The organism is Vibrio algarum (assembly GCF_028204155.1).
Taxonomy (GTDB): Bacteria; Pseudomonadota; Gammaproteobacteria; order Enterobacterales; family Vibrionaceae; genus Vibrio; species Vibrio algarum.
In genome coordinates this window covers 1,380,450-1,404,658 of sequence record NZ_JAQLOI010000003.1, presented here as the reverse complement: position 1 = coordinate 1,404,658, position 24,209 = coordinate 1,380,450, and the positions used below count along the sequence as shown (strand labels likewise).

Below are 24,209 nucleotides of genomic sequence, written 5' to 3'. Positions count from 1 at the left end.
GCTACGCTACTTTGCGTTTGTTTCGCCCTTTTGTGTTACCCGAAGTATCTTTCATCACGGCCCAACCACCGACCGCTGCCAATGCCGCGTGAATATCGATATCACTTGATACCGCAAGCAGCCCTTCATCTTGCTCCGTGTCGGCTTGTGATGCATCTTCTGGTTGACTAGCTTCTTCAGCCATAGGAGCACAAGTGCCATCTTCCGCTTTTACTTCACACTCTTCTTGCTCAGCTTCAACGTCTTTAGGAACTACCTCGCTTGTCGCCTCACCGATTGCTTCTACAGGGACTTGTTCGCCTTCGACTTCACCTGTTACTTCTACAGGAGCTAGTTCACCTTCCGCTTGTTCTGTTACTTGCTCAGGTGATTGCGTTTCTGTACCTGCCGCTGTTGGCTCTGTCGGAATAACAAAGTCTGCACCTTGACCTCCACCGGAGCTGGTTGCTTGCATCACTGCATCTGCTCCTAAGCCTGCAACCGCTGTTTGCGCACTATCCGTAAAGACCGTCGTTAATGCTGTACGGCTTCTCGCTGCTTGTCCCAAGTTAGATTCTGCAAACACTTGTTTCGCATAACCACCAAATAGGCTCGTCTGAAGTTGACGTATCAAGTCAAGTTTGCCCTGCGCTAACGTGATAATAAAGGTCGCGGTTTGATCCGCATCTGTAGTGTCAAACGTGAATCGTCCATACTCACCAACCAACACATCTTCATTGAAGTTAGCAAAGAATAAGTCACTACCGAACTGTCCTTGCATACGGTCAAAGCCATCGCCACCCAGAATAGTGTCATTGCCCCCAACGAAGAGATCGATAGCTTCTAACACGATAGTGGTTGGGTTACGAGTCACCTTCGTTCCATCACCACCGATGAGGTCGTTTCCTGCCTGACCATCTAGCCTGTCAGCACCAAATCCACCAAAAATAATGTCACGGTCTGAACCACCAGTCACATTATCATCACCTCCTATCGACGTATTACCCGTTAAGGCTACCAAGTAACGCCCCGTCGAGTCATTTTCTATGCGACCATCATCACCAATAATAATCGTTTCACCAGAAAGGTTGTTCACCGTATCATTACCAACACCCGCGATAAGTTGATCGCTACCGTTGCCTAGTGAAATGATATCGTCACCACCGGTTGCATTACTTGTATCCGTACTGAACAGCACTGAACGTACGCCGTTAGCAAAGTCTATTTGACCATTGTCACCTATTACGCTGTCGTCACCATTACCAGTCGTGATGGTGTCATTGCCAAACCCGCCTAGGACAACATCATCGCCACTTCCTAAAGCAAGAATATCATTGCCTCCTATTGCTGAATCGATTGTCTGTGCGCGCACAATCACACCAGATGAAGTGTACGTTAGGGTGCCGTTGTCACCGATTACGTGATCATCTCCACTACCGGTTATCACCGTATCGTTACCTAATCCTGCAAGTACTCGGTTATCCCCTTCGCCACCGTTAACCACGTCATTACCTGTGTTGTGATTGTCTCCAGTTGTCGTAGTCAAAACTTGTGCATTATTGCGTAAATCAACCTGGCCGAAATCAGACAATATCCAATCATTCCCAGCGTTACCAAGGACGCTATCACCACCCGCACCTGCAAGAATAATGTCGTTATCTTGGTTGCCTTGAATCACATCACTTGCGCCCGTATTCGTATCCGTAGTAAAGATATGAACCGCTTCGCCATTAGTAATGGTTACCTGTCCTAGGTCACCAAGGATGATGTCTTTATCTGGCGTTGCAATGCTTTGCCCCGAAGTCGAATTTCCACCATACAAACTATCACTGGCTTCACCACCGAAGATGACATCATCACCGCTGTTGCCGCGAATGGTATCTGTACCACCCAATACACGACCACTGTTGGTAATACTTGTGACCAGCTGAATATTCGTATCCAAGATCCGATTGGTCCCAGCAAACTGAACGATTGACCCTTTGTCACCAAAGATAATGTCATTGTCAGTGCCACCATCTATCGTATCGTTTCCAACAAGAAGTGAGTCTGAAGTATCAAGATTATCGTTGGCGCTATCTGCGTCAAGTGCTACTTCCAGTACTTGAGTAGATAAATCTAAACGAGTACTTATATCAAGGTTAAACCCTGCGTCACCGTAGATATGGTCATCGCCTGCTAAACCGAATATATCATCGTTACCAGACCCACCCGCGATATGGTCTCCAAATTCACTACCGGTCAATGAGTCATTTCCTAATCCACCGTAGATCACAACAGAGCCACCTGCACCCGATGCATCTATGGTGTCATTGCCGGCCGCTTTGTATTCGCGTCCTTTATCGGTTTTCGCTAGTGATGTGGCATTGTATGTAGAGCCATCTTGTACTGAATCACCCAGTAGTATGAGCGCGCCATCGCTGTCGCTTCCAGTCACACTCATGGTATCGTCGCCGCCACCACCATGGATAACGGTGATAGCACCTTCCGCTGTGTTAGTAACGGTAATGTTGTCATTACCCGAGCCTAACAATAATTCCACCACTTCTATATCGTGGTACTCAATACCATTACCGGCTGTCATACCTAAGCCAGTGATAGTCTTATCAGACAATAGACCTGTTTCATTTTCTACACTGCCGTCATTAAAGACATTCAATGTATCCGTCACCACATTTTCATCAAGAGTAATATCAATCGTTGGTAAAGCACCATCCAGTTCTGTTGGTAAAATCACCGCGGCCGATAAGGTCCGCTCTTTACCGTCAGGAATACCCCCTTCGATGATCAGTTTACCTTTGATATTATTCAGCGTATGTGGCTGTAACGGCGCTTTCTGGACAGGCTGATTGCCCTCATCTTGATAGTTAGGATTAACCGATAGCTCGATAACAATCGCTTTATTCCAGTCACCATCTGCAATACCAAATGTAACGGTATTATCAGTTGCGTTATAGCGGGAGTCGCTGCTACTAAATAAGGTTTGCCCATCATTCAGTAAACTGACCGTGACTGGTGCCGTTGGTTGTCTGCTCAACACAAGTGAATAGTCATCTTGTGATGTTTCGCTTACAAGAGTCGCCCCATTACTTGGTGTAACAACGACTGAACCTGTGTCGTTATCCAGCACTAATAGTTCGAGTTCAACATCGTCCACATTAGCGTAGTCTGTACCTGTTTTATCACTCGTCGCACTTAACGTTACACCTGCTTGGTAGGCATTTTCCACATCACCGTCATCAGTTGCTAGCACAGTGAAGGCTATTGGATTATTCCAATTTAAATGCGTAAATTCGAGAGTTGGTCCTGTAATGGTTAATTGGCTGCTTCCACCGATTGGTATCAGCTCACCCAGATTAACGGTGACGGTTTCATTCGTATCAGGCTGGGTAGCTAAACGCACGTTAAACGTCTGCGCTATGCCACCTTCTGCTAAGACAGTCGACCCGTTATTGGTTAAAATAATATCCGCTTTATCATTATCATTCACCGTCAATTCAACGTTATTAATATCAAGATTATCAAACGCTGAATTTTCGCTTCTTACACTATGGTTAATGACATATTGGCGCTGACCTTCTGCTGCCGTGTCATCTATCGCCTTGACATAGATAGTTGTATTCGTGTCCCAATTGACGCCTTGGGTATAGGTAAGAACCAGTGATTCGTAGAAATTGATGTTATCAGTAGAAACCAAGATACTTGCTGCTTCGTTGGCGGTTTTTTCGTCGTCACTGCTCGATGCTCTTGCTGCCGAGACGGTTACGTAAGCGACGGTTCCTGCCAATACATCTGCACTAGGAATACCAATACCGATTTCATATTCATCGGTCAAACCATCTTCGTCCAATAACATCGCACCGCCCGTATCCACGGTGATGGCACCATTGCTTTGGCTCGCCACATTAAGCGAGACACCATTAACGAAGACACCATTGTAGGCATCATCTTCACTTTCGACACTGTGGTTAATGAAGCTGCTGCGACCTTCAACAGAGTAAGAGACAATTGGATTGACAACATCACTAGCAACGTTAAAAGTATCTGCCCCTAACCCACCAATAATGGTCGTCTCAACTTTGTCACTGGTACTCAATATATAGAAAGTATCGTCGCCTTCAAGGCCATCAATCTCGGCCTGTTCAACGCCTTCAAAACCAACATTGAGGCCGGCACCGTAGATACCGTCTTTCGTCACCATAAAGTTATCGTCGGCTTCAGTACCTATCACTGTAACGGAATCGCGTCCCGCACCACCGTCAATTTTCAGAGTTGAATTAATACTGTATTCAATCGTATCAGCACCGTCGCCCCCAAACAGCTCGACATCCACACTGTTATTGCTCAAACCACTGTCTTTAATCAAGAATGCTCGAACAATAAAGTTGTCATCACCATCTTCACCATACAATTTGGTGATAGCTTTATTTGAGTACACCTTAATGTTGTCGTGGCCATCACCACCATAAATCACCATTGGCAAACTATTACCCCGGCTTAAGAAGCCTAAGGTGGTTTCAACGGTTTCAATCTCATCGCCTGCCGCTACCGCGCCTAACGAAGACTGACGATCGATACCAAATAACTGACCTATCTGGAAGTTATCTGCACCTGCACCACCATCTAGTGTAGTAATAGTACTTGTGTCATCACTAAAGAAACTGTCTACGCCTTTGTGACCATTGATGGTTAGACGCGCGTTGATATTGCGGTCATAGTTAACACGTTCAACTGTATCACCATACCCTCCGTTACCATCGCTGTGCATCGCAGCAACAAAATTAGCACGAAGCAAGAAAGTATCATCAGCGGATGTGCCGTTAATGGTTAATGTATCGGCACCCGATGCTTCGCTACCCGTATCTTCTACATCGATTATGTAGCCTGCATCCGCACCAGTGCGATTGATGATATAGGCGTCAGTTCCACTCTCACCATCGAGAAGCAAGGAATCTGTCCGTGAATGGAGCTGATTGACCGTCAACATGTCGTTGTCGTTACCGCCTTTCACCGTAACATCACCGTCAATTTGAACGACATCTATCGTGATTTTATCTTCCCCGTCACCACCATTTATACCAATATTTTGTGCATTAAGGATTCCACTAAGCGTGATCACGTCGTCGTTGATGTCGCCATTAATGATAATATTATTTGCTGTAATAATAGTACCTTGGATATCAACCGTTGCACCTTCTGGGTCGAGATTACCAGTATCACCATTGTCTATCTGAATAGTGACATCAAGGGCCGCATCAAGTACCGCATCTTCGTTTAATGTAAAACCATCACCGGAATTAACGTTAATATAACTATCGGTAGAAGTCAGCGTTATTCCACTATTCACCACGATATTGTCATCAGACGAGTTATCGGTAGACGTCAGGTCGATAAACGTTTTACTTAGAATATTTTCTGTTACCGTTAGCGGACTATGTGTAATCAACGTAACGCTGCCACCGGCAAACAAGCCATTAGGCAAATTGGCCACAACACCGCCAACACTTAATGCGCCAGTATTGGTTACGTAGGTGCTACCTGCCGTGGACTGACCTTGAATATTACCCACTTTTGTCGCTAGTGCTTTATTCGCCGACCCAATATCCTGAGCAGCAAATAGGAATGTTTTTCCTGAAACGACATTATCGCCAGACAGACTATCGTTCAAAATGCGACCACTTGGTGCGGCGATAAAGGCAATGGCTGTATTACCTGTCGAAACTTGATTTAGATACAAGTCACCAACACTCTCAATAACATGACTATTTTTAGCACTTGAAATGGTGAGATTTTGACCCGACTGCGAGCCAGTATCTAATTCTAGATCAGCGGCCACCGCTCCAACGGTATCAAAGCGTGAGATAAGATTGATGCTAGCACCAATGATATCGGCTACTTCACCTGAAGCTGTGCTGTCTGCCACTGCGTCTAGGATAGCCATATGAGCTTGTAAATCGACATTACCTGAGGTCGATTCAATATGATCAACATTCATAGTAAGTTCGGTTTCATTTAAGCCAATATTGCCCCTAGCATTGGCCGTAATCGTACCGCCAGTCAGGTTAATATCGAGGTAGTTTCCTACTTCACCGATAGTTCCCGTCATTGCGGTAAGCACAATACTGTTCGCTCTTATATTTTCATAAGGGTGCTCAAAATGGTCGACGATTGAGCCGCTATTAGCGCGAAGGTCAACAACACCTTCTCTTGCATAAATAGTCCCAACATTAATGTCTGAGTTTATCTCTGTGACATAAATATCGTATCGAGCCCGAGCGGTAAACGAAGCATCGACACCAGTATCAATCATAAAGCGATCGGCACTTGTACCAATGGCCCCTTGACCCGCCTCGAGTATCAAACTAGATGAAGCTGTAACCGACGCTCCCGATACAGTTGAATCGACTAGATAAGCTTTACTCTTAATGCGAACGTTGTCACCTGAAGCATGCTCAACATTTAGCGTTTGGTTTGAACCTAGGTATAGATTACCCACAGCGGAAACGTCGATAGTTCCATAAGCTAGAACATCAACATCTTCACGCTGATCAATAATCACTTTCTCAAGCTTAGCAATACGATAATTTGAACTACTAATAACAGTGGCTCCAATGGCGACATCATTGGAGACCTTCTTAAGGTCAATTACTCGTCCTGCAATACGTTCTATTTGATAAAAATTACCATTAGCCGCAACATACCCTTTTTCTGCAAGGCCTAACGTCTGCCAGTCTTGATTGTTAGTATTGATAAGCGTCGTCAATAGTGGACTACCACTAATTGCTGCTATATCTAAATCAACCGCAACTTCAACGTTTAATTCCGTTGTGGTAAGGGTTAATTTGCTGGCGGTAACCTCTGTAATTTCATAGAAACCACCTTCATCATTTGATGCAGCACTATCCCCTGCAATTCGAATCTGCATTCCAGCCACAAAACCATCACTTATCCAACTACCACCGTCACTTCGGAAGAGTGCATCACCCGCTGCGTCATCTATCACGTCAACGACAACATTCACGCGCTCTTGGAAGGTAAAGTACACATCATTACGTTCAGCTGCGGCTAATTGTACTCTTTCGTTATCCGTATAATTACCATCGAGTTCGATCTCGACACTCCCGACTGCTGAGCCTACATTTTGAGAGGTAACAACCGTGATATTGCCTGCTGCGGAGATATTCTCATCTTCAATCGTTGCTTGTGTATCCGTAATTGGTTTAAGCAAGCTACCACTGATAAGGTTAAGTAACTCCTCTTCTGTCCATACGTGCACGCTACCAGTCAAGTCAGCTCTTTCTTGTGCGGTAAGTGTATAAGAGTAATTAGCGTCGTACGCCTCTAGACCATAGCTGGCATGCAAAGAATGGTATTCAGCGTTGCGCTTGTTGTTCAAGGTTTGAATCGCGTCTGAAACAAAGGTGTCTAACTCCGTGCCAGTTTTACCTTGTTCTTCACCTAGTTGACGATAGTAATCACTATAATAAGTTACCTCACCACCGTTAATCGTTATTGTTGCTACCGGGTCATAGAGTGAGTCTGTTTGAGCATTACGAATATTCCAGTAAGCAAAGTATTCGCGCTCACGTGAGGACGTATAAGCATCAATTACATCGTCTATCTTTTTCTGAGCAGAGTCACTGCCATCAATAAGGCCTAGGCTTTCCCATACGCCCGTGCTCAGTTCTTCATAGGTTCTTTCATCACGAATAGCGGTCGTATTCGCATCAATAAGTGAGCCGTTAGCAACCGTGACAGTGACATCACCTGCACTACTGCTTACTGATTTAATACGTAAATCACCATCCGTTTCATTAATAAACACATCACTAACGGCACTAATGGCTAGATAATCTTTATTCGCAATACCACCATCAATATTTAACGCTTGTGTTGCGCTACCGACATGGTCTTCTGAATTGATGTTGATAATACCACCGCGAACAACAGCACTGGTACCAACCGCGCCTTCTATACCACCAACGGCAGACAGGAACACTTTACCACCGGAATCGCGTAAATAATCACTATAAGATGCGGAAGTAATGTCTTTCACAACCAATGGGCCATCTATCTCAACAATGTTGATTCGACCACCCTGTGTCCGTGCCGATATACTTCCACCAGCGTCATTGGTTAGATTGGTCGTCAACGCATTTATCGCCGCATCATAACTTCCATCAACATTGGTCACAGGAGCCCCACCAATATAACCGGCTGTTAATATAATATTCTCTCCACCTACACTACCTGAAGCCGATGTTAAAATCGCACCAGTGGTGGTTATGGTTGTCGTACCCTTCTCGTTACTAATCTTTCCTTGCACAATAATATCGCCACCAAGCAAAGAATTAATATTAACTGCACCGGCTTCTTCGCCCTTAAAGACTATATTAATGCCGTAATCCGCCTTTAACGAATGGCTATATTCGTGTAGTGTTTTCGTCTCTTTTACAAACTTGGCGTAATAGGTTTTTTTGCCATACCAAGTACTGGTGGTCCACTTACGCACTAACGAACTACTTTCTCCAAGTATTGTTTTGGTAGGAACATAGATATAGTCATCATCCTTTAAGTCTGGGTCAAACTTAAAGTATGCCCCTTCACCACTAAGCTCTGGTCCTCCTATGACTTCAGCAGGTCCCCAAGAAGTAAGCGTGGCAGGGTCAGCCGCAAACGCATCAATACCTAACCATGCCGATTTTCCTGTTTGCGTATATTGCCGTGTAGCCTCTTCATAACCCATTGTCCAGTTATAACGCCAACCCTCTTTAGGCAGATATTCGTCAACGTCCTTTCCAACTGCAACAGTATTGGCGACTTCAACGACCTGTTCATTATATTCACCTTGATTGATAACATGAGAGGTAAAATTGGATTCGATTCGAACGCCATTTTCGTCTTTAATGTACTTGGTCACAGATGGGTTCGCAGATGTTCCTTTTGCTTTATCACGGATGATAAGCGTACCTTTACCTCGCTGAGAGGCATCTAAACCAAGAATTTTCAAGTCAAGGTCGGTTTCATTTGTAACATTAATCGTTGCGTAACCACCAAGTAACTCAATAGTGGAATTGTTATTTGTATTTAGGATATGACCATTTAGCTCAATGTAACCACCACTAACCCGCATGTCTCCAATGACTATTTGATCGTTGGTTGTATCATAGAATACAGAAAAGTCTTCGTTTCCAGTATCAAGTCTTTTTAATCCCGTTGCTTTGTCAGCTCTATAACTCGCTATTTGTTGTTTTATTGCTGCCGTAATAACTAAAGTAAACTCTTCTTTACCACTCTGAATCTTACCGTTGATATTGATATATTCTGCAGTGATTGAAATATTGTCGGCGGTCAGGTTTGGTAACGTCATATCTCTATTTAATTCGTAACTAATATTGCCGGTTGAAGCTATTTTTGTACCATTTGCGCCAATTGTTTCATTCCATTTAGCGTACTCAGAACCACCAACAGAATAGGTTGAGCCTGGAGGGAGACTCGCAATAAAGGTTCCATCCGTAACAATCTGCTGATCTTTTACATCCATGTCAGCATAGATATAAATATCACCCTTACCCTGTACACCGGTATTCCCCGTCAAACTCTTGATTTCGAGTTTACCGGAGCGATTCGTGATCGCATCAGCGACAGTAATCGAAGGCCACGTTAAAACAACAGTACTGTCTGGTTCACCAGCAGTATTACTTGTTAACTCACTTTCGAATCTAAGCTGGATTTCTGCTTTAGCTAGATCCAAATCCACGTCATTGATAATACGAATGAGAGGGTCATCATAGGTTGCCGTGTCTCCCCGCTCACCGTTTATATAAAGGCCACCATTTTCTTGAGGGATAGTAATTTTATTTACCACTAATGACGCGATAGTATGGTTAAGTATCTCGACAGAAGCATCGCCTGGCGCTATCACAACGCCTGTTCCTACCATAGAATCAGAACGAACATCGATACGCCCCGCTTCAGCGTGTATGTCATTCACCGAGATAACCGGAACCGAAACTTTATTCGGAAGAAATACAACACGAATAAGAGCATTCGTATTTTCATCTCGAACTTCTACTCGCTCCATCAATCCTTTCTCTAATAAAACATCTTGAATCCGTGCAATTTCATTTTTGTAGTAAGTTTCAATATCCGTGTCTGGCTCGTTACCACGATTAAATATTGCGAGTTGTTCTTCTGCGTTTTCCAAGCTATCAAATAAGTCTGAATTCACTTGTGAAACATTTTCAGTAAAGGTGACGCCTTCACTTCCACTGTAGTCGTTCACGCTACCGTCATCATTCAGGGAGTTAAATTCAATCCGTTGTACCCGTCGGATACCGGTTTCCAATGTACCGTAATTACTAACTATGCCACTGGCACCACTAGAAACATCACCACCCAAGTCGGCAGTTCCACCTAATTCAGACGCCCAGTTCACCGTCTTGGTTTGTGCATCCATATCAGCAAAGCCAAAGCGCTCTGCGTGTAGGTTCAATTGTCTAGCGGTTTTAAGGTGTGCGCCGCTATTCACCGTGATGCTATTGCTTTGCTGTAAATTTGCGCTTGCCGTTGCATCATCGACCGGGATTGCACTGTCCGCAAAGGCATCGATAAGGGCGTTAATTTTGTAAGCATCTCGATTAAAATCGGTATCTGTACCAACAGAGACATTAAGATTACCATAAGCGGTAACTTTAGCGCCCGTATCAAACAACACCTGATTATCTGGCGTGATGTTCGCGACTGACTTGGTTATCGTAACCGAAATCGCACCACTTGAATCCGCTTCTACCGAGGTGATAACGGTCCCTTTACCACGAGCAGAAACCTGAATATCACCGCTACTGGTTAGATTTGCGTTGTTTCCAATACGCACCTTAGCCAATAGTTGGTTATCCGTCACTACAACCGTTGCACCGGTTGCGGCCAACGCACCTGAAGCATTAAGAATCACTTTGTCAGTGATGTTGAGATCATTTAGTGCGTTTAAAGCGATACCGTGTGATTCATCATCGCTTGTCGCATTGATAACAGCGTTATTCGCTACATCAATGATGGTTGCTATATCTAACATTGTACGGCTATCCGCACCTGCGGCACTGGCCAAACCAACCGCTAACGCATTGATATAACCCCCTTGATCTTTTTGAATACGATTTATCGCATCAACATTAATATCTTTAGCGGTAATTGATAGGTTATCACTGTGACCGTTGTCGCCTAAGTTAACCATGACATTTGAAGTGATTACGTGGTCAATTTCTGCACCTGAGCCGGACAACAAACCACCGGATGCTGCGATAATCTTGGCATCAAATCTCGCAACGTGTTCCGCTTTAATATCCAGTACACCTGTACCACCGAGTGTTCCAAGAGTTATGCTTGATTCATCACTAATATTTACCAAAGTGTTACTGGTGCTTCGAGTTTTAGCACCCACACCTGCGCCAGCAAGAACACCACCGCTACCCGCTACCGCATTAGCATAATTATTCTCAGTTCCGTATGCCGAGAGTAGCAAGTCATAACCGGTATAAGTCACATCATTAAAATCAACCGAACTATTGATGTTCGCTTCGAGATCAGCAATTACGACACCTGCGGCAATAAAGCCAACAGCGATACCGTATGCATCGGTTCTTTGTGTGGAATTCGCGATAGATTTAATCGAACCGGAACCATAAACCGTAATCGACGAATCTGTAATTCCAGCGTTAACTCGGCCATCTACTTCGCTGTCTACAATAACTCCTGCACCAGCAAAACCAATACCTGCGGAAAAAGATGTTGCATAACCTTTAGCATAAATGTCATCGCTGGTTTGAGCGAGAACAGTAAAGTCACCCAGACTGGTTAGGGTCGAGTTGCGAACATCACTATCAATATTGATATCCACATTATTACTTATTTCTGAAGCCGCTATGGAGACAGCGATACCGATTGGTGCGAAGCTCGCAGCCACTGAAGCTGCAACAGCTAGGGCATCAATATCTGAAGCACTATATGATTTGACGGTAATTCCAGAAGCTAGGATAGTCGCACTATCTTCAATGTAACTATCTAAATCTGCATAGATATTATTCGATACTCCAACGCCTGCACCTGATCCGCTTATCCCAACAGCACCACCCGCTACCGCAACGCTCGCGGCAACAAGGCTTGCATTAATAGTCATTTGTGCACGTGAATCCACGGTCAATGCACCACTTGAATATAATTGGCTATTATCGATATAACTCGCTACGCGTAGACGATCACCGGAAGATCCAATGTCGTTTTGTGCAACAGATGCACCAATGGATACCGCGACACCACCACCGCCACCACCCGCTCCTGCCGCTGAGGCGGCAACAACCGTCGCATTGATATTAGAGATGTTTTTAGCTTTAACATCGACCAAACCGACTTTATTACTCGATGAACCTAATTGGCTATTTGCGATATAGGCTTTGGTATCGCCAAAGACTCTATTTGAAGACTCAGCCCCGGCACCACTAATAGCGACGCCACCTAGGCCACCACCCGCTGCCGCCAATGAAGCCGCAGAAGATGTCGCTCTTATCGTATTATTTGCATTGGCGCTAAGTTGTATAGCACCACTGTTTACTTGGCCGACACGATTAATATAACTGTTTGTATTACTATCAATCGTATTTCGAGCAAGAGATACCCCTACTGCGACTGATACACCACCAACGCCACCGAATGCCGCTGCAAGCGCTGCTCCCACCGCGTCCGCAGTGATTTTAGAGGTATTATTACTGGTTAGTGTCAAGCTACCTACATGAATAGCTCTACCACTGGCCGATGAATTATCTATGTAAGTGTTAATTTCGTTGTAGACCTTATTGGTCGTGTTAACACCTGCACCTGCACCCGAAATTCCACCAACCCCTCCACCCGTCACTGCAGCACTCGCCGCTACTACAACAGAGTCTATGGTCATGTTTCCAGTTGCAGTTAAGGTAAGTGCTCCCGTAGCGGTAATCCCGCTGTTTTTCACATAGGCACTCACCGATTGTCGTTTGCTACTGCTACCAATATTGTTGTAGGCAAAGGCTGCACCAAGCGCAACCCCAATACCACCAGCGCCTCCACCAGCACCAGCAAGAGATCCGGCTACAACTGTCGCGTCAATGTCTGATGTATCCGATGCCGTCACCGAGACTGAAGACGCACCGCTGACTTGTGTATTATCGATAAAGGCTTGAGTTGTGCCAAAAATATCGTTCGATGCGCTAGCACCAGCACCACTGATACTAATGCCTCCAACGCCTCCACCAGAAAGTGCTGAACTCGCTGCAACCGAAGTCGCACCAATAATGTTATTAGTCGTTGCGGTCAATGTTAGTGAGCCAGTGCTACCAATAGAGGAAATGCCCTTAAGGTAGGCGGTGTTATCCATATCAATAGTGTTGTTCGCTAACGAAATACCGACACTAATACTTAAACCACCTACACCACCTGCTGCTATACCCAACGATGCTGAAACCAGTGTCGCCGTAATCGTTGATGTGCTGTTACTAGTAACGTCAATACTACTTGCCGTTACTGTTTTACTGCTCGCGCCACTATTATCAATATAGCTGCTTGTAAGGCCGTAAATTTCATTGGTCGCGCTCACACCAGAACCCGCGCCAGCACCGCCACCGCCGCCGCCAATCGCTACCGCCAGGCTCGCTGCAGTAACCTCAGCTTTAATTTTCATATTCGCAGTCGCATTAAGGCTTAGTGCACCACTTGCATTAATAGCACTGTTTTGTACGTATGAAAGAACCTTTAATCTATCGCTGCTCGTTCCTATTTCATTATGAGAAACACCCGCCCCAATCGAGACCCCAATACCGCCACCAGCACCACCTGCAGCCGTTACCGCAACCGCTGCAACTGTTGCGGTAATCTCAGAATTATTCTGTGCATCTAATGCTACAGTACCTGCATTAGTCAAAGCGCTATTTTGTAAATAGGCGGTAGTTTCACCTTTGATAATATTATTAGAATCAGCACCTGCTCCTGCAACCGCAAGGCCACCACCTGCACCACCGGCAAAAGCTAACGACGCGGCAAAGGAGGTTGCTTTAATCGTATTTTTCGTAATCGCATCAATATCGACTAAGCCAGTACCCGTGCTAACCGAGTTTGAATTCGCAATGTAAGACTTAGTATCCACGTCGATCGTATTGCGTGCCAACGCCACGCCAATCGTCACCGTGCCACCACCACCAGCACCAAAACCACCACCAAGAGAAGCTGCACCTGCTAGCGCTGTAATCTTAGAAGTGTTTGATGAACTTAGCGTAAGGCTTGCAGCTGAAATAGATTTGTTACTATTTAAAGCGTTGTTGATATAACTTGCGACATCAGCATACACGGTGTTTGTCGTATTAACTCCACTACCCGCTCCGGCTAATCCACCACCGGCACCACCAGCAATCGCAACGCCCCCCGCTAGAACCGTTGCATTGACAGTTAGATTGCCAACCGTTGTTAGCCCAATAGCGCCAGTTGCATTTATAGCACTATTTTTTATGTAACTATTCACCAGCAGACGGTCGGTTGATGAGCCAATATCGTTGGCAGAAACGGCTGCACCGATAGCAAGTCCAACACCGCCACCTGCACCTCCTGCGCCAGAGGCAGCGACAGCCGCAACAGTAGCGGTTATTGTAGAGGTGTTACTCGCATCTGCATCGACATTACCTACATTGATAAGAGAAACACCGTCAAGGTATGCTGCTGTTTCCCCTTTGATTATATTATTTGAATCTGCACCCGCTCCTGAAATCGAAGCGCCACCACCAGCTCCACCAGCTAGCGCTAATGACGCTGCGACAGAAGTTGCTGTGATTGTATTCTTAGTAAGCGCATCAAGATCCACAATACCGGTACCGGTACTAATCGAATTTGCATTCGCGATATAAGATTTGGTATCCACATCAATAGTATTACGAGCAAGAGCGACACCGATAGTCACTGAAACTCCGCCACCTGCGCCAAAACTAGCACCAAGTGAAGCGGCTCCTGCATCCGCTGTAATCGTCGACGTGTTGGAAGAATTTAAAGTAATACTCGATGCCGTAATCGCTTTGTTAACGTTAGCTAGATTATCGATATAGCTTTCAACGTCTGCGTAAACTTTGTTCGTCGTATTAACACCACTACCAGCGCCTGCCAAACCGCCACCGCTTCCTCCTGCAATAGCGACACCGCCAGCACCAACACCTGCGGTAATAGTCAAATTACCGAGTGCGTTTAAATCGATAGCACCCGTAGCATTTATTGCGCTGTTTTCCACATAGCTTTTCACCATCAAGCGATCACTTGATGAACCAATATCATTAGCCGATACCGCAGCACCAATAGCGAGACCTGCGCCTCCACCAGAGCCTCCAGCCGCTGAACCTGCAATAGCAGCAACCGTTGCGGTTATTGTTGACGTATTCGAAGCATCGGCATCAATAATACCGACGTTAAGAACATCTACGCCGTCCAGGTACGCTAACGTATCACCAAATATTGCATTATTTGAATCCGCACCAGCTCCTGACACTGCGATACCACCACCGCTACCAACTGCAATACTGATTGACGCCGCTACTGATATTGCAGTAATTGTGTTGTTCGTTGTACTGTTGATATCAAGCGTTGAACTGCCCAATTCCAACGTTGCATTCTTAACGTATGCATTGTTATCGCTGTCAATTGTGTTACGTGCTAACGCCACACCAATTGACCCTGCTATCCCGCCACCAGAACCGAAACCTGCTGCAAGAGTTGCTGCGCCAGCATCCGCTGTAATCGTTGAACCACTGTTTGCTGTTATCGTTAATGAACTTGTCTCAATTTTTTTCGTTGCGTCGGTAGAATTATCGATAAAGCTACTTACCGATGCATAACTATCGTTGGTTGCACTAACACCCGAACCTGAACCAGCAAGACCACCCCCCGTACCACCCGCAATGGCTAGAGAGCCAGCCCCAACACCGGCATTGATCGTCATCACCGCATTGGCCAGAAGGGTAATAGTCGACGTAGTATCCACAGACGAATCTTCTATCGATGCATTAATCAATACACGCGCACCACTCGTGCCTATACTATTTTCTGCAACAGCAGCACCAATAGATAAACCCGCACCGCCGCCATTACCGCCCGCACCAGCAACCGCGATAGCCACAACCGTGGCATCGACTGTTGAAGTATTCGTTGCTGTCACGCCTACAGAAGAATCACTATGAACAGCGCTGTCTTTAATTTTTGCTGATGTTGAGCCTTTAACGGTATTGATAGAATTTGCGCCACCACCACTGATAGAAATGGAACCTGATGTGCTATAACTCGCCGCTATAGAAGCCGCAACGGAAGTTGCCGTAATCATTGCTTGTGAATCAGCAACAAGGTTAACCGCTCCGATACGGCGGTCTTGTAAGCCAACGCCTTGTGAACCGACAGATACGCCGCTAACGAGAGCGGAAACATTGGTAGTCACATTATTTTCAGCCAGAGAAACTGCAATACTTAATGTGCCAGAAGACGCTGATGGCGAATAAGCACCAGCCACAGACGCACCAACGACTGAAGTAGTAATAATTGATTTGTCTTTTGCTATGACACTTAATGAATCGGCTAAAATAGACTTATTTGCAACATCCGCTGTGATGCCTGAATTGACATCCACAACAATATTATTCGTTGTGGAAGCACCCACACCACTTAACCCGCCGGCGCTGCCTGATGTCGATTGAGCGATTGCCACAGAAGCAGCAACGACGGTTGATGAGATATCTTGCGCACTTTCTGCATTGGTATTGACCGCACCGCTAATATCAATATCTGAATTATTGATAAGAGCGCTCACTTTATTTGTCTTGTTGTTATTATCTGGGTCACCACCAATATTGTTCCCAGCTAACGCAACCCCAATCGAACCAGAAACACCCGAACCCGTTGTGGAGCTCGCATAAGCGACGCTTGCTGAAACCACCGTTGCGACAATATCACCGGTTGCATCAGCCTGAACAAAGGTCCCAATCGCCGCCGTAGATTTTTCTTCTGTTGTCGATGCTTGATTGATGGTAGATCCATCAATCAATGCTTGGGTATCTCCATAAACTTCATTGGTAATACTCGCCCCAGCACCAGTAAATGAAATCGTATTCGTTCCGCCAGTTTGTATACCCACGGATGCCGCAACAACTACGCCAACGATGTCTGTGTCATTGTTCGCTTTAACATCTAAACGCGACTCATCCAGATCATGTGTTGGTAAAGTAATGGTGCTGTTGTTTTCTATTTTAGCCCGCGTATTCATGCGAACCGTATTTAAACCAACCGCTGCTGCCACAGAGATACCAAGCTTGCTATCGAAGTCTGGTGAGGTTTCTTTTGTCACCGCTGCGCCTAATGCAATCGAAACAATGTCCGCATTACTATTGGCCTGATGACGGACCTTTCCCGTTGCACTGGTCAAGTCGGTATTGCTAATCAGCGCATCGATATTACTGTTTATATTGTTTTCCGCGTAAGTAACACCAACAGCACCGTTGCCAGCGTAGGCAACACCGAGTGCAACTGCGTAAATTTCAGACTCTTCTTTCGCTTCAATATCAACCGCAAAACCAGTTGAATCTTTTCCATTTACTTGAAGCGTATCAACAGCGATCAAGAATGCATCCACATCAGCTGTTACGTTGTTAATCGACACGTTACCTGCGAGCGCAATACTACTTGTTGTGCCTGCTGAAGTTTCAGCCAGCCCAGACATAGCAACAGCCGCAGACACCGTGACAACCGTGCTGCTATTTGTCGCTTTCACAACTAATTGATCGAGCGTCACCGTCTGTGTATTTGAAATACCAGCGCTAACAATGAAGGTCGCATCATTTCTTAAACCTATTCCTGCCGCTGCTAACGCAAATTTTTGTGCAGAAGAGCTAGCAAAAGCAATAGGGAACGCATAAACACCGCTTCGTTCATCGGCTAACAACGTCAGCTTATCCGCGTTAAAACTGACTAAGTTAAACAAACCTGATGAGGTTGTATTATTAACGGTATTGAAAATGAAGGCACCAGAAATACTAATACCATAACTGCTATTTTCCACGGGCGGTTCTGTTTGGCCTGAAGGTGTAACTTTACCTGTTGCTGAAGCAGCACTTACTGCCGCACCAATGATAAATCCGTCACTGTTAGCTTCAACGCGAGCATCACCATTTACGGCAACATTACCATTTCGAGTGACAGTGTCACCTTGAGTACCCACAAGCGCCTTGGTGACCTTGACCACATCTGTGACTATCGCAGATCCACCTACACCAATCGCTCCACCAGAAGCTACCGCGCCTGCAACCACAATCAGATCTACCTGATTATTCGCAACAACACTTAATCTCTCTTCCGACGTTGCATTCGTTAAACGAGTACCAACATTGACCGTCGCTCCTGATTCAATCTGTGCGATAGAGGTACTGTTGAGATTGTTGCCCATGTAAAGACCAGCCACACCCAAAGTACCATTTCCTGAACCACTGGCATAACCCAGACCTATTGAAAATAGTTCCGTGTCAGCGTTAACGTTAAGTTTATCTGCATAAACAAGAGCACCATCTTCGATAATAGCCTGGCTATTCATGGTGACATTATTGATATAAACACTTGCACCAACACCATTCAAAGCGTCGGTTGCGCCTTTGGCTTTATTTAGTTTGCTGATCAACGGTAAGCCAGAAGAGGTAGACGTCGCATTGCCCACATAATCAAACGATTTATTGATCGTTTTAGACGTCATACTAATATCACGAGCACTCAGTACCAAACCACTATCCAAAATTGATTGTGCGGCACTATTGGCTTCAGAGTCTGTATTAGAATCAAAGCTGTTGGCTAAGTCGGTGCGTTGATTAATTTGCACTTGCCCTTTGATTCTCGCATCTGATAATTGGGTAGAATCAAATTTAGCGAAGTTAAGAGAAAGAGAGACTTTTGCACCAGCGGCTGTAGACTTAATCGAATTGTCGACAAGGTATACATTCGAATCGCCACCAAACAGTTGGTTCGGAATGCTATTGTATTTATTGCCTAATTTTTCCCATGTTGTTACATCGCTAAAGTCTTCGGTATTAATACGAAGATTATTTAGATCACCACCTAAATATTTATAAACTGAGCCAAAATAGCCTGTACTGGCTTGCTCAGCGGTATCCGTTTGCTGCCAATCATAATCACCACCTTCAAGAATGCCTTCGAAACGGATTAAATCCCCTTTTTTAATCGCGTAATCCCTGTTAATCATATCGTTGGTGATTAACGTTGGTTCTACATATTTGAAAGTAGTATCTGAGCTAACCAGTCCGGTAAGGTTTTGTGCTTGAGCATCTAAGGAGATTTTATCTAGTACATCAACCTTTGTAGAACCTTGCATATAGGCTTTCGCATCGTTATCTACGCTTGCGATAGTAACGGAGACCGCTGCACCAAATGGCACTTGTTTAAACGCACCAGAGGTACCAGCAGAACCTAATGCCTGAGTTAATTGGGAAGGGGTGCTCGATACAGAGTTCACTTCCGTTTGTAAACGGTTATCTACTGTTGCTAGCTGTGTTAATGTCCCACCAACCTGAATATCACTGACTTGCCCTTCTAACCCAATCAAAGACTTAACTTTATTACTGTCGTCGGCATAAACCAGAGCTATACCCGCGGTGAATTTCGTCGGAGCAATGCTATTATCACTATTATCGGTGCCCAAAATTGTACTTGCGAAAGGGATTTTCTTTCCAATTTTTGAGTTGACTGCCTTACTTTTATACTTATCTACGTATTTATCTACGATAGTTACAGTTCGGTCAACAATCGCTTCCGCTTTTGTCCCTGAGTTACCTTTATAATTACCTTGTGAATGAGTCGCATCGACATTTACGTTACCCTTAGCTAAAACCGTCCCCGCTAACGTCGCTAGTGTTTCTCCACGTTCGATATGAACAGCAACACTTGCGGCTAACTTACCTTCACCACCCGCATCACTGAGAGCTTCAACATAAGTAAAATCAAACGTACTTGCTTTAAGCTCTAGATTACCTTCCGTGACAATCTTCGCAGTATGGTCTACCAATACGGTTGAGTTAGATTCCAATAGAGCAACGGCAACACTCGCGATTAACCCGCCTAAATCGGATAATGGTTCAGCGGACACATTCAGGTAATTCTCTGTTTGGCTTGCAAGGCTTACATCCCCTTTTGCCAAAATGGTCCCTTTAACGTCAACATCGGCGTTGGTTTCTAAACTGCCAATCGCGACAGCAAGACCGGCAGAAATTGGCGATGATACTACTCTGCCAATGGTGTGCGCTTTTAGTGTAACGTTATCACCATCAAGAACGGCGCTCTCAGAGATAGAGATTGTCGAGTCAATCTCCGCACGCGAATAACCAGCGAGAAGACTCTGACGTTCAAGGTTTGTTTGTAGCTTTTCTTCATCAACTGTAATTTCTCCACCGCTACGCCCAATAGGTATTCCGTCTCGAGTAGATTCTGCCCGAGCGGTTATATTAATGTCCTTACCTTGTATCGTGGCAGAATTTACCGTTACTGTAGCGCTGAGTTGATCAAAGTTATAAAAACCGAGTCCAACGATATCATTACGTTTATCTGCTGCAATCAATGTAATGTTACCGCTATCTGAAAGTGTAGAACCTTGAGCCGATAATATGGCTCCATCATCAATGATGATATGCCTTGCTTCAAAGGTTATGTCACCAGCAATGCCGTTCAGATCATCTGTGCTTAATGTGCCTGTTACGGTTATTGTTCCGCCTTTTGCTCGGAACACAACATCCTGCCCAACAATATCGGTATTGTTAGCGATGACCATATCACCACTACTTTCACTTACTAAAGAGAAGTCTCCACCGGTCACCGTGGCCCAACTAAAATCACTGTTAGTAAACGCAGTATCACCACCATAAAAAACGATATCGTTGGTCGTTGCCGTATTCGCTACCGTTATCGAGACCTTTTGAGTCGCTAAATCAGTACGATCACTAATATCAATGCGGTATTCGTTGTTTGCAGAACTGCCACTTAACGTTGCATTAGTCGACGCGGCATCCAAGATAACATCTAAATTACTTGCGCTCGCGTCTATAGAGGTTGCATCAATATCGGCAAATAACTCTGCCTTTTCCACACTATTTAAATTAACTGAGGATGACACAGTAGCGCCAGAATCAGCCGGATCGACACCAGTCCAAATCAATTTATCATCAACTAAATCAAATTGGATATAAAGGGCAGTCGTTGTGGCCGAAATCGTGTCACTTCCATCACCACCGGAAACCGAAACATCATCGCTATCAATATCAAAGAAATCATTACCAGCAGAACCAATAAAGGTATCAATACCGCCGTTACCTTTTTGACTGGTTAACTGCAATGAACCTAGCAAACTAAGACTCATGCTGGTAACAACAGAACCGGCAACGGTGCCTACAGGTAAGCCAAACACATCAAGCAGAGAAAGGTCACTTCCTGCAACACCGAGATAACTCAGTCCAGAAAACGATAAATTACCCGAAGCTTGGTCGAAACTAACACTTAGTGATCCGGTTTCTCTCTCGTCTGCTGCATTTATTAGGGCAATAAGTTCATCCAACGTTGTTGAACTACCCACGTCAATATCAAGAATGGTGTTATCAGTATCATCCAGAGTGACACGTAAAGTTGATTCTGTAAGTTCACTCCAGCCTTCTAACAGATTCAAGCTGGTTGTTTCAGATACACCATAGAAACCGCTAGCGTCCATGGTGTCATCAAGAGAGCCACCGGTAAGAGATGAGGACTCAAACCCTGTTAGGGAGATCAATGACAACTGCACAACCGCCGCTGTGTCAGTTACATCCGATATCTCTAACTGGTCATTGTCTAAATCGAAATCATAATCCAATGCTGCATTACTACTAAAATCAGCAATAATGATATCTTCGCCTCGACCACCAATCACCGTGTCATTCGTACTGCCACTAACATAAACCGTATCGCTGCCATCACCCGCATCGATAACATTACTGCCTTGCGCACCGCGAATGACATCGCTACCCCCGTATGTAGAAATAACCGAATGACCAGTAAAGGCGGTAAGATCCACAATATCAGCCGTTTCACTACCGGTAATCGAAATAATGTCACTGGCATCAAAACCAATGAGCGTATCAACAATGTTTGTACCTTGTTGATCAATAGAGGCGATCACTCCTAAGTTGCTACTGATACTATTAGCAATCGGCTGACCTGAATAAAGACCACTAAATTCTATCTGCCATACTGCACCGTCTTGGGTTACTGCTAATTGACCGTAGTTTAAACCCAGCGCCTTTTCGATGGATCGAGAAACATCTCTTGCATCCGCATCCCATGAAATCTCATCACTCAGTATGTCGTTTCCAACCAAATCAGTAATGGTTAACACATAACCAGTGTCTGTAGTGATAACTGGAATAGCTAATGTCCATATTTCGTTACTGCCTTGAGATAAGTCCAGTTCATAGTGACTGCTAGGTTTAGCTATGGTTGCCCGGCCCGTGAAACGGTCATTAACCGTATCAACACCAGCACCAGCGGTAATGGTATCTGCCCCAAGTCCACCAATTAATGTGTCTCCGTGAACAGACGCTATAATCGTATCATCGTAATCAGAACCGACTAAAGTAATATGGTAATTATCTGCATTTGCAGCATCTAGTGTTTTACCCGTCCCATCATCAGATGTTGCCCGGATGTACACACTCTCTACGCTGGTTAGGGTATCGTCATCTTCTGTCCCAATACGAAGTGTATTGGCATTCAATTCAAAGTCAGCAGCGCGCACCTCGATAACTTCATCATTACCACCACCACCGGTTAACTCATCGCCCCCTGTACCACCAATTAAAATATCATCTTTCAGGCCACCAATTAGGATATCCGCCCCATCTCCACCCACTAAATGGGCAGAAACATCAACGGTAGAGAAATCAAAGTAGTTGTCACCTACACCGCCTGTTGCGGCAAGAAGGTCCACATCCACCAAGGTGATCGCAAGGTCTACTTCAGTGGTGTCAGGCCGTGTTATTTTAGTATTGGTGAACGCACTATCGACGCTACTCCACTCGCCATGGGTGAGGGCGTAATCGGATTCTGTGGTAACAATCGATGCTTGAATATCGATTCCGGAAATTCCAGAGTCTCGATAAAGTACGCTATCAAAACCACCATTACCATCAACGCTGTCCGTTGAACCATCACTGTTTAAAATATCATCGGTAAAATCGACAACGAACAAGTTATCGTTACTGTCACCAACAAAGGTATCGGCATATTGAGTAGAGCCGATTAAAGTGCTAATACCACTGACACCGTCAAAACCGGTAGCTGTTTCATTCTCTAAGTCAACGGAAACGCCACTAGAATATTGACTATAATCTAGGTAGTCCGTACCGCTACCACTAATATTGTCAAAACCACTAAAGGCAACATCGACGTCTGTTGCCTCTTTTAAGATCGAGCCCGGCACATCGACCAATGTAGATAAAACACCTTCTCCTTGGTCGTTAATCTGCCAACTGAAGGTATCGTTGATTGCAGAAATTGAATGCTGTGAGTCATTGCTGTTTGTTGCTTCAAGGTCTTCAATATTTAAGAACTCAACGATGCCGTTGGTGCCCATTGAACCAGAATTATCTCCGCTTATTTGCCAATTGCTTTCAGTGACACTGGTGGAGGTAGAAACTTTATCTGTACCGCCAGCACCATCAAATTGAACAACGAACTGACGCTCACCGAGATCGAGAAAAGATTGGTCAACTGTTAATGATTCATCACCGCTCGTGCCCGTTACAGTAATTATGCTACCTGATGCAATGTCGGAGAGTTTTCGCTCTTCTAAAACAATACCACCGGAATTATCATCAATCAGCTGTATGTACTGTTCATTCGGTGCTTTCTCTGTGACTTGAAGCGTCACGCTTGCATCAGCAATCAACACCGCTAGTGGATCTGCAGAAAGTAACAACCTAGGCTCAAGCTGCTCTAGAGCAAACGTATTTAGATGAAGTTTTGCTGAATCATCCTGCATCGGTTTCACCGCTTTATTTATCCCTGCGAATAAACGGCTTAATTGAGGTAGACGGCGCTTAGCGAACTTATTTTTACTAGAACCACGATAAATTCGACTACTGTTCAGGTGTTGATTATCCATA

General features: G+C 44.9%; 1 protein-coding gene. It reads right to left on the bottom strand.

What is annotated here, in order from left to right:
• Position 1: 1 nt before the first annotated feature.
• On the bottom strand, positions 2-24,208 hold the full coding sequence (locus tag PGX00_RS21650; RefSeq protein WP_272140476.1) for a calcium-binding protein: 24,207 nt from the start codon (positions 24,206-24,208) through the stop codon (positions 2-4).
• Between the last annotated feature and the right edge of the window lies 1 nt (position 24,209).

Coding starts and splice junctions, on each gene's coding strand:
- PGX00_RS21650 (WP_272140476.1), bottom strand. CDS start 24,208: ATGGATAATCAACACCTGAACAGTAGTCGAATTTATCGTGGTTCTAGT.